Source organism: Allobosea sp. WAO, assembly GCF_001509835.1.
In the GTDB taxonomy this organism is placed as follows: domain Bacteria; phylum Pseudomonadota; class Alphaproteobacteria; order Rhizobiales; family Beijerinckiaceae; genus Allobosea.
The window spans coordinates 144,376-154,300 of the sequence record NZ_JXTJ01000011.1 but is presented as its reverse complement, the minus strand read 5'-3'; the positions used below and the strand labels follow the sequence as shown (position 1 = coordinate 154,300).

The window sequence follows — 9,925 nt, the reverse complement described above, 5'->3', positions numbered from 1 at the left end:
CTCAGCCAGATCCTGCACTGACACAGGCCATTTCCGGCGTCGCAGCCACAGGCTCTTGGCTTCGATCGCGATGGCTTCGGATGGGCATCCCGGTGGATGTCCATCCGGTCCTGCTCCAAAGGAGACGGAGGCTTTGCAGGCGGAGCTCGCCACTCGGGAATGCATGGACATTCCATCGAAAGCTGACGGCTAACTGTCCCGCGCGCCGAAGAGCTGCGAGATCGCCAGCAGCAGCGAGGTGATCACGATCATGATCGTCGAGATCGCGGCGATGGTCGGGTCGATCTGGTCGCGCAGGGCCATGAACATCATCCGCGTCAGCGTCGAGTTCTCGCCGCCGGAGATGAACAGGGCGATCACCACCTCGTCGAACGAAGTGAGGAAAGACAGCACAGCGGAGGTGACGATGGCGAAGCGGATCTGCGGGACCGTCACCTGCAGGAAGGCCTGCGTGCGTGTCGCGCCAAGGCTGCGGGCGACACGCTCCTGATCGAGATCGAAGCTCTTCAGCGCCGAACCGACGATCATCATCACGATCGGAACGGCCAGCATCGTATGCGCCAACACGATGCCGAGGAGCGAGTTCACCATCTTCAACTGCACGAAGACATAGAACAGCGCGATGCCGGCGAGGATGACGGGAACGATCGTCGGCGTCAGCAAAGCGAGGATCGCGACCCCGGTGAAGCGCAGCCGCGAAACATGTAGGCCGTAGGCGGCGAGCACGCCGAGCGGCGTCGCCAGCAGCGACGTCAGGAAGCCAGCCTTGAACGAGGTCGCTGTCGCCGCCATCCAGCCCGAGGAGGAGAAATAGGCCTCGTACCAGCGCAGCGACCACTGCCGCGGCGGGAATTCGAGATATTGCGAATGCGAGAACGACATCGGGATCACGATCAGCGTCGGCACGGCCAGGAAGGCCAGCACCAGCACGCCGAGCGCATAGAGCCAGAGCCGCGAGCGGTGGCTGATCTGCGTGTCGCTCGCGGGACGGTCGAGCCAGCTCATCGTCAATGCCCCGATCCGAACAGGCCGGCGCCGCGCGAGAGCTTCGCGGCCAGGACGAGCACGACCAGCGTGATCGCCAGCAGCACCACGCCGAGCGCGCTCGCCGCTCCCCAGTTGAAGAACAGCTCGATGTCGTTGGCGATCCGGTTGGAAACCATCGTGACCTTGCCGCCGCCGAGCATGGCCGGTGTCACGTAGAAACCGAGGCAAAGCACGAAGACCAGCGAGGCGCCGGCCGCAAGACCGGGCAACGACAGCGGAAAGAACACGGTCCAGAAGCCGTGCACCGGCGTCGAGCCGAGGCTCGAGGCGGCGCGCAGGAGATTGCCGTCGATGGCGCGCATCGTGCCGTAGAGCGGCAGCACCAGGAAGGGCAGCATGATGTGGACCATGCCGATCAGCGTGCCCCCGGCATTGTGCACGAGCTGCAGCGGCTCGTTCCACAATCCCAGTTTGATGCCCCATGTGTTGACCAGCCCGCTGCGCTGCAGGAGCACGAGCCAGGCATAGGTGCGCACCAGCAGCGAGGTCCAGAACGGCAGCAGTACGGCGATCATGCAGAGATTGGCGGCGCGCCGCGGCAGTTGTGACAGGAAATAGGCCAGCGGATAGCCGATCAGGATGCAGATGATCGTCGTCGCCAGGCTGATCTCGAAGGTCGTCCGAAAAGTGCGGCCATAGGACGGCTCGGCCAGCATGCGCCGATAGTGTTCGAGGCTGAGCGCGCCGGCATCGTCGCGGAAGGACAGGCCGAACAGCCAGGCCATCGGGATCAGCATGGCGACGATGACCAGCAGCAGCGCCGGTGCCGCGAGACCGGCGAGGCCGAGACGTTCGCGCCATTGGTCGCGCCGCAACGCCGCCTTGTGGAAATCCCCGTCAGGACCGGCGGCCGCGGCCACGCTTTCGGCGCTCACGGTGCCTCTCCGCTTTCGTCGGCGAGCAGGACGGTATCCTCGACTGCGAGGCCGATCCGCACGGGAGCGCCGACCAGCGGCGCGGCAGCTGCCCCGCCCCGTGTTGCGAGCCTGAGCGCGACGGGGCTGCCATCGCCCAGCACCGCCTGTACCAGCAGCGTATCGCCCTGATAGATCACGCCGGTGACGCGGGCTTCGAAGCAGTTCATGCCCTCGCCTTCTCCGGCGGCGAGGAGGTGCAGCCGCTCGGGCCGCAGCACCATCGTGCACCGCCCTCCCGAGACCGGCAGCTGACGCGCGTGGATGATCGAACCGGCCGCGCGGCAGACGCCGCCCGCAACCTCAGCCCGGATGAAAGAGGATTCGCCAATGAATTCGGCGACGAAGCGGCTGCCCGGCTCGTCATAGATCGCCCGCGGCGTATCGATGCGCGCGATCCGCCCGCGATTCAGCACCGCGATCCGGTCCGACATGGTCAGCGCCTCGCGCTGGTCGTGCGTGACGTAGACGGTAGTGGTGCCCAGCCGCTCATGAAGCTGGCGCAGCTCGATCTGCATGCGCTCGCGCAACTGCTTGTCGAGTGCCGAGAGCGGCTCGTCCATCAGGATGATGCGCGGCTCGAACACGATCGCCCTCGCAAGCGCGACGCGCTGGCGCTGGCCGCCGGAGAGCTGGTCGATCCGCCGGCTGCCGAAGCCGCCGAGCTGGACCGTCTCCATCGCCGCCTCGACGCGGCGCGCGATCTCCGTCGCGGCAACCCGGCGCAGCCGCAGCGGGAAGCCGACATTGCGCGCGACATCCATATGCGGAAACAGCGCGTAGTTCTGAAAGACCATGCCGATCTCGCGCTTGTGCGGCGCGAGCCTGACGACTTCGCGCTCGCCAAAGCGGATGCTGCCCTGATCCGGCCGAAGGAAGCCGGCGATCGCCATCAGCAGCGTGGTCTTGCCGGAGCCGGAAGGCCCGAGCAGGGTCAGGAATTCGCCGGGCCGGACATCGAGGTCGATCTCGTCGAGCACGGAGACCGCACCGTAAGCCTTGCTCAGGCGGCGGACCGTGATCGGCAGAGCCGTCACGGATCCAGCCATAGCAGCGGCCGCACCATGCGGCCGCTCGTGATCGCCGCTGGGCCTCATTCGGTCAGCATGTTCTGGTAGGCGGCCGAGGCCTGGGCTTCGAACTTGATGTACCAGTCGAGGTCGATCGGCAGCTGCTTGGCGGCATTGTCGGGATGCGACGGCAGGGTCTTGGCATAGGCCGCGTCGATCGCGCCGCCCTCATAGGCCTTCTTGTTGGTCGGCCCGTAGGTGATGTATTTCGTGAATTCCGCCTGGTATTGCGGCTTGCTGATCTCGGCGAGGAACTTCATCGCCAGATCCTTGTTGGGCGCGCCCTTCGGGATCGCGAAGCAGTCATAGTCGGCGAGCCCCTGGTTGAAGGTATAGGCGACCTTGGCGCCGTCCTTGGCGGCGACGTCGAAGCGGCCGTTCCAGCCGGTGATCATGTCGACCTCGCCGTCCTTCATCAGCTGGGCATGCTGCGCGCCGGAGCTCCACCAGACCGCGATATGCGGCTTCAGCTCGCGGATCTTCTTGATTGCGCGCTCGATGCCGCCGGGTTGGGACAGGACCTTGTAGACCTTATCGGCGGGAACCCCGTCGGCCATCAGGGCCGGCTCCAGCGCCCCGGCCACGCCCTTGCGGTAGGAGCGCTTGCCCGGGAACTTCTTCACGTCCCAGAAATCCGCCCAGCTCTGCGGGCCCTTGTCGCCATAGGTCTTGGTGTTCCAGGCCAGCACGGTCGAGAAGACGTCGCCGCCGACACAGTAATCCTGGGCGGTGCCGGGCAGGAAGCTCGAGGTGTCGATCACCTTGTAGTCGAGCTTCTCGAGGATGCCCTCGGAGCCCGCCCGCGCCGCGCTGCCCGAGCCGCTGGCGACCACATCCCAGGTCACGGCACCGGCCTTCACCTTCAGGCGGAGGTCGGCGATGCTGCTATAGGTCTCTTCCTTGATCTTGATGCCGAGCGCCTTGGCGGCGGGCTGGAAGAGCGCTTTGCTCTGCCCCTCCTGATAGGAGCCGCCGAAGGAGACGACGGTCAGTTCCTGCGCCAGGGCCGGCGCGGCACTGAGCAGCCCCATGACGAGGGCAAGGGCCGTTGTTGACTTCACGATCGGCTGGCGCGGCATGTCAGTTCTCCTGATCTGGACGGTGCTTTTCCATCGGTGGCGTCGGCGCGGGCGGCTTTGTAGCCGGCCTTCGCAGTTCTCCCCGCCTGCAGAGTTTGATGAAATTGGTCTGGCGATAAGGTCCACTCTGAGAATTCGGGGTGACCAATCGGAAGGCTCAGCGTGCCAGGCGATCGCGCCAGCGGTAGTAGAGGACCGAAGGCGCGAGGAACCAGGGATTGCCGGTGTAGAATGGCCGCGTCTGGAACGGCAGCTGGTCGAAGGCAGTCGCACCTTCGGGAAGGCCGAGCACCTGCTGGCCGAGGCGCATGCCGAGATAGCTCGCCATGCCGACGCCCGAGCCGCAATAGCCCATGGCGTAGTACATCCCGTCATGGCGGCCGATATGCATCAGCTCGTCGAAGGTGTAGGCGACGAAGCCGCACCAGGAATGGCTGATCTTCGTTTCCGCCAGTTCCGGGAAGATGCCGCTCATCGCGGCGTGCAGGTCGGGCCCGCTCCGGCGCGGATCGGTCTCGCTCAGCGAGACCCGCCCGCCGAACAGGATGCGCCGCCGGTCTGGTGAAGCACGATAGTAATAGACCACCTTGCGGGTGTCGCTGACGATGCGGTTGCGCGGGATCAGCTTGTCGACGAGCGCGGGATCGAGCGCCTCCGTCGCGATGACGTAGCTGCCGATGGAGATGACGCGGCGGCGCAGCCAGCCCGTCAGCGGGCCGGTATAGCCATTGGTGGCGATGACGACGTCCCGCGCCCGGATCGTGCCGCGCGGCGTCTCGACCAGAAAATCCTTGCCGAGCCGGCTGATCCCCTGCGCCGGGCAGAACGGCACGAGCTCGGCGCCGGCGGCGACCCCTTTTGCCAGCAGGCCCTGATGGTAGCGTGCCGGATCGATGGACGCGTGGCTCTCATAGACGACGCCGCCATGATAGAGGTCCGAGCCGATCTCGCTGCGCTGCTCGGAGCGCGGCACGACATGGCAGGCGACCTCTAGCCCTTTCGGCTGGCTGTCGACGCTGCGCGCCAGCTCCTCGTACTTGCCCGGCGAATGCGCGGCGTGGAAGCGGCCGACCACGCTGAAATCGCAATCGATCTCTTCCTCGCGTACGAAATCGCCGACGAAGCGCAGCGAGTTCCGGCCCTCCTGCTGGATCGCGAAGGCGCGCTCCTTGCCATGGCGCCGGGAGAGTTCGGCAAAGCTCGGCTTCACGCTGGTGGAGATCTGCCCGCCATTGCGCGTGCTGCAGCCGAAGCCCGCCGCCTCGGCATCGAGGACGACCGTATGGCGCCCGCCGCGCGCAGTCTGGAGCGCGGCGTGCAGGCCGGTGTATCCGGAGCCGACGACCACGACATCGGCCTGTTTCGGCGGCTCGGAGAGCGGCAGCTCCGGCCTGGGCACCGCGTCCCACCAATAAGGCGCAGCCTTGAAATCGCTGGCGAACAGCGCGCTCGACATCTTTGCGTCTTCCCCCCGGCGACTCAAATCCGCGCCACCACACTCTTGAGCTTGCAGTAGCTGCGCAAGCCCGCCATGCCCTTGGCCCGGCCAAAGCCGGATTTGCGGTTGCCGCCGAAAGGCATCGCCACGCCGCCGGCGAAGAACTCGTTGATGTAGACCTGGCCGGCATCGACCGTTCGGGCGAAGCGCCAGGCCCGGGCGTGGTCGCGCGTGTAGATGCCGGCGACGAGCGCGTAGCGGGTTGCGTTGGCGGCCGCGACTGCTTCCTCGAAATCGGAAACGATCTGGACCGTAAGGACCGGGCCGAAGATCTCCTCCTGTACCAGCGGATCGTCCGGCCCTTGCGCCTGCACGATGGTCGGTTGGTAGAACCAGCCGCCACCGCAGGCTTCAGGCGGCACGATCGCGCCTCCCGTCAGGATGCGGTTGCCGGCCGCGCGCGCCCGCTCGACATGGGCCGCGACGCGCGCGAGCTGCGCCGGCGAGTTGATCGGCCCGATCCCGGCATCGCTCAGGCCATGGCTCGGCCGCAACGCCTGCGCCCGCGCCACCAGACGATCGAGCAGCTGCTCGGCTATGGCCTCTTCGACGATCAGCCGCGAGCCGGCCGAGCAGATCTGGCCGGCATTCTCGAAGATCGCCTCGATCACTCCCTCGGTTGCCGCGTCCAGATCGCAATCGGCCAGCAGGACCACCGGCGATTTGCCGCCGAGTTCCAGCACCAGACGCGTCACATGCTCGGCTGCGGAACGCATCACGCGCTGTCCTGTCGCGACCGAGCCGGTGAAGGTGACGTGGTCGATGCCGGGATGCGCGACCAGGGCAGCGCCCGCATCGCCCCCCGTGCCGACGACGACGTTGAGGACGCCTTCGGGCAAGCCGGCCTCGTGCAGCAGTTCAGCCAGCATCAGCGTGGTGAAGGGGGTCTGCTCGGCCGGCTTGACGACGAGCGTGCAGCCGGCGGCGAGCGCTGGCGCGATGCCGCGCGCAGCCGTCGACAAGGGATAATTCCAGGGCACGATCTGCGCGGCGACGCCGACCGGCTCCTCGAAGGTGACGCCGACATGGTCGGACCCGAGCGGGACATTGTCGCCATGCAGCTTGTCGGCCGCGCCGGCATAATAGGCAAAGGCCCGCACCACGCCGGCGACGTCGCCCTCGGCCTCCGCCAGCCGCTTGCCGGAATCGAGGGTCTCGACCACGGCAAAGCGCGCCGCCCGCTCGGCGATCAGCCGGCTCGCCCGCATCAGGATCTCGCCGCGCGCCGCTGGGGAAAGCCGCGACCATGGACCGGCAAGCGCGGCGCGCGCGGCCGCGACGGCGCGGTCGACATCCTCGCCGTCCCCTGCCGCGAAGGAGGCGAAGGCCGCCCCTCGACCGGGATCGAAGCTCTCCATCTCGCGCCCGGAAACCGACGGGACGAAGTGGCTAGAGATGAAATGGCCGCGCGGCAGATTGGCGAGTGTGCCCGTTCGCTGCGCCTCTTCGACGAGCCGCGCCTTTTCCACGCTCACGCCTCCAGCTCGGTGACGCGATACTGCGCCCGCTCCAGCCAGGAAGGTTCGATCTCGACGCCCCAGCCCGGGCCGTCGGGGATCGCGACCATGCCGTCGCGCGCCTGCGGTGGATTGCGCAGCAGGCCCTGCTCCCAGGGATAGTAGTCGGGGCCCTCGATCGAGAACTCGACATAGGGCCCGGCATTGGCGAGCGCGCCCATCACATGCAGGGTGAACACCGTGACCAGCGACTGGTTGGCGGAATGCGGCGTCACCGGCAGGCCCGCTTCGGCCGCCCAGCGTGCCACGGTCAGCATGCGACCCACCCCGCCGATATAGCAGATGTCGGGCTGCACCACGTCGACAGCCCGCCCGTCGATCATGGCGCGCCAGACGGCAAGATCGCAGTCCTGCTCGCCGCCGGTGACGTCGAGATCGAGGGCATCGCGGACCTCGCGCGTCCAGGCGTGTTCCCAATAGGGGCAGGGCTCCTCGAAATGGACGATCCCGTTGTCCTGCAGCATGCGCCCGACGGCGATAGCCTTGGCCGGCGAATAGCCGCTGTTGGCGTCGACCAGAAGCGTCGCCCCATCGCCGAGCGCCGCCCGGATCTGCGGCACGATCGCCTCGGTCCGGCCCGGCCATTCATCCTGGTCGCGGCCGCATTCGCGCCCGACCCGGAACTTGAAGGCGCGATAGCCATGGGCGTCGCGCAGCCGCAGGAAGCGCTCGGCCTCCGCCTCCGGCGTGATCTCGCCGCGCTTCATGCTGGAGGCATAGACCGGGAAGGGCCGCGGCGTGCCGCCGAGCAGTTCGCAGACGCTTTTGCGCTCGCGCCGGCCGCGCAGGTCCCAGAGTGCCGTGTCGAGCCCGGTCAGGGCACGGCAGAGATAGGAGCCCGGAAACTTGTGCTCGCGCTCGCAGATCGTCGCGACGAGCTCGTCGATGGCGAAACCGTCCTCGCCGATCGCCCAGCGCGCCACCTGGCGATGGAAGACGGTCGCGGTGATGTCGGCATTGTAGGGCGAGAACTGCCCCCAGCCCTGGCTGCCATCCTCGCAGGTCGCGCGGACGAAGCCGACATCCTGGGTCGAGAAGCTTTCGAGCCTGGTGATCTTCATGGCCGCCGCTGCCGCATCCGAAAATCGCCTACCGGCGGGAGTGCGGGTCGGCGTCGGCGCAAGAAGGGGCTTGAATTGGCCTGAACCCAAGGGCCATTCTGGCCAAAACGGCAGTCCACTCATAACGGACGCCGATGGGGGATGAATGGTCAAACGCGAAGAGGGAGCCTTGCTCCAGTCGATCGTTCTCGATCGCAAGGGCGCGCACGGGCTCAGCGTGCAGATCTGCGCCGGCTTGCGGGAGCTCATTCTCGGCGGAGCCTTGAAGGTCGGCGAGCGCCTGCCGGCGACGCGGACGCTGGCGCAGGAATTCGGCGTCGCCCGCACCACCATCGTCGAGAGTTTCGAGCGGCTGGCTGCCGAGGGATTGATCGAGACCCGGATCGGCTCCGGCACCTTCGTCAGCCAGGCGCTCGCCAATGAGCGTCCGGCTCCGGCCGCCGCCGCGGTCGCGGTGCCGACTGCCCGTGTCAAGCTCGCCGAGGCGATGAACACCGCCTCGAAACTGTTCGGCACCCGGCTGCCGCACCAGCCGCGCGCCTTCACCACGGCGATGCCCGCGTTCGACGCCTTCCCAATGGCGCAATGGTCGAAGCTCTCCGGGCGGCATTGGCGCAAGGCCCGCCATCAGGTCCTCGGCTATCCCGATCCGCATGGCGAGCTCGTGCTGCGGCAGGCAATCGCGGCACATCTGCGCCTCAACCGGGGCATCGCCTGCGAATGGCAGCAGATCTTCGTAGTCGCCGGCGCCCAGCAGGCCTTCCAGCTCATCGCCGCGACCCTGCTCGATCCCGGTGACAAGGTCTGGTTCGAGGATCCCGGCGCTATCGGCGCCCGCAACAGCCTGATCCAGTCGGGTGCCGATCTGGTGCCGGTCCCGGTCGATGAATCCGGGCTCGTCGTCGAGGAGGGCCTACGCCGCGCGCCGGATTTCAGGCTAGCCTTCACGACGCCGGCGCATCAGCAGCCACTCGGCGCCAAGATGAGCCTGGAGCGCCGTCTCGCTTTGCTCGAGGCGGCGGAGGCGAGCGGCGCCTGGATCATCGAGGACGATTGGGACGGCGAGTTCTGCTTCCAGGGTGCCCCCATGGCGACGCTCGCCAGCATCGACCGCAGCGGCCGCGTGATCTATGTCGGGACGTTCTCGAAGACGCTGTTCCCGTCGCTGCGGCTCGGCTTCCTCGTCGCGCCGCCGCAGCTTTCCGAACAGATCGGCATCTGCCTCGACGCCTTCTCGCCCGGCGTTCCGACCGCGTTGCAAGGCATCGTCGCCGATTTCATCGTCGAGGGGCATTTCGCGACGCATGTCCGGCGCATGCGCAAGCTCTATCAGGAGCGCTATCAGGCGCTCTTCGACGCGGCGCAGGAACATCTGTCGCCGGATCTGGAGGTGGTGCCGACCCAGACCGGCATGCACACCATCGCCTTCCCGCGCAAAGGGCTGGAGGCCGTCGCGATCGCGCAGGCCGCCGCGCGCAGAGGTGTGACGGTCGCGCCGATCAGTCGCTTCTGCCTCGAACCGCTCGCGCGCGACGGGCTCGTGCTCGGCTTCAGCGGCTTCCCGCCCTCGGAAATCCGCGCCGGCGTCACCGGCCTGCGGCGCAGCATCGACGACCTCGTCACGCAGGGCGACTGGACTGGCGTTTCGGCGGGAATGGTCCTTAGCGGCAAGCCCAATTCCCCGTAGAGGCGCAGATGAGCGGGTCCGGTTCGGAGCCCGCCAGAAAAACTGTCGGCAG

General features: G+C 67.4%; 8 protein-coding genes. 1 reads left to right on the top strand and 7 read right to left on the bottom strand.

Features of this window, described 5'->3' with window-relative positions:
- Window positions 1-189: 189 nt before the first annotated feature.
- The 7 genes from DK26_RS21555 to DK26_RS21525 all read right to left on the bottom strand — a co-directional run bounded on the left by DK26_RS21555 (window position 190) and on the right by DK26_RS21525 (window position 8,186).
- Window positions 190-1,005, bottom strand: coding sequence for an ABC transporter permease (locus tag DK26_RS21555; RefSeq protein ID WP_066476847.1), 816 nt, complete (start codon window positions 1,003-1,005; stop codon window positions 190-192).
- 2 nt (window positions 1,006-1,007) lie between these two features.
- Window positions 1,008-1,922, bottom strand: coding sequence for an ABC transporter permease (locus tag DK26_RS21550; RefSeq protein ID WP_083533437.1), 915 nt, complete (start codon window positions 1,920-1,922; stop codon window positions 1,008-1,010).
- Complete coding sequence (locus DK26_RS21545) at window positions 1,919-3,010, bottom strand: ABC transporter ATP-binding protein (RefSeq protein ID WP_066476845.1); 1,092 nt, start codon at window positions 3,008-3,010, stop codon at window positions 1,919-1,921. The genes DK26_RS21550 and DK26_RS21545 overlap by 4 nt, the downstream gene beginning before the upstream one ends.
- 44 nt (window positions 3,011-3,054) lie before the next feature.
- Window positions 3,055-4,110, bottom strand: coding sequence for an ABC transporter substrate-binding protein (locus DK26_RS21540; RefSeq protein WP_157089776.1), 1,056 nt, complete (start codon window positions 4,108-4,110; stop codon window positions 3,055-3,057).
- Between the two features lie 157 nt (window positions 4,111-4,267).
- Window positions 4,268-5,566, bottom strand: coding sequence for an FAD-binding oxidoreductase (locus DK26_RS21535; RefSeq protein ID WP_066476836.1), 1,299 nt, complete (start codon window positions 5,564-5,566; stop codon window positions 4,268-4,270).
- Between the two features lie 23 nt (window positions 5,567-5,589).
- Window positions 5,590-7,083 (bottom strand): aldehyde dehydrogenase family protein, encoded by a 1,494-nt coding sequence (locus tag DK26_RS21530; RefSeq protein WP_083533436.1) that lies wholly within the window; start codon window positions 7,081-7,083, stop codon window positions 5,590-5,592.
- Entirely contained in the window at window positions 7,080-8,186 is a 1,107-nt protein-coding gene (locus DK26_RS21525) for a mandelate racemase/muconate lactonizing enzyme family protein (protein WP_066476829.1), read from the bottom strand. Before DK26_RS21525 ends, DK26_RS21530 begins: the two co-directional genes overlap by 4 nt.
- A 169-nt stretch (window positions 8,187-8,355) precedes the next feature.
- Between DK26_RS21525 and DK26_RS21520 the strand changes: the two genes are divergently transcribed.
- Window positions 8,356-9,873 (top strand): PLP-dependent aminotransferase family protein, encoded by a 1,518-nt coding sequence (locus DK26_RS21520; protein ID WP_248310066.1) that lies wholly within the window; start codon window positions 8,356-8,358, stop codon window positions 9,871-9,873.
- Window positions 9,874-9,925 lie beyond the last annotated feature (52 nt).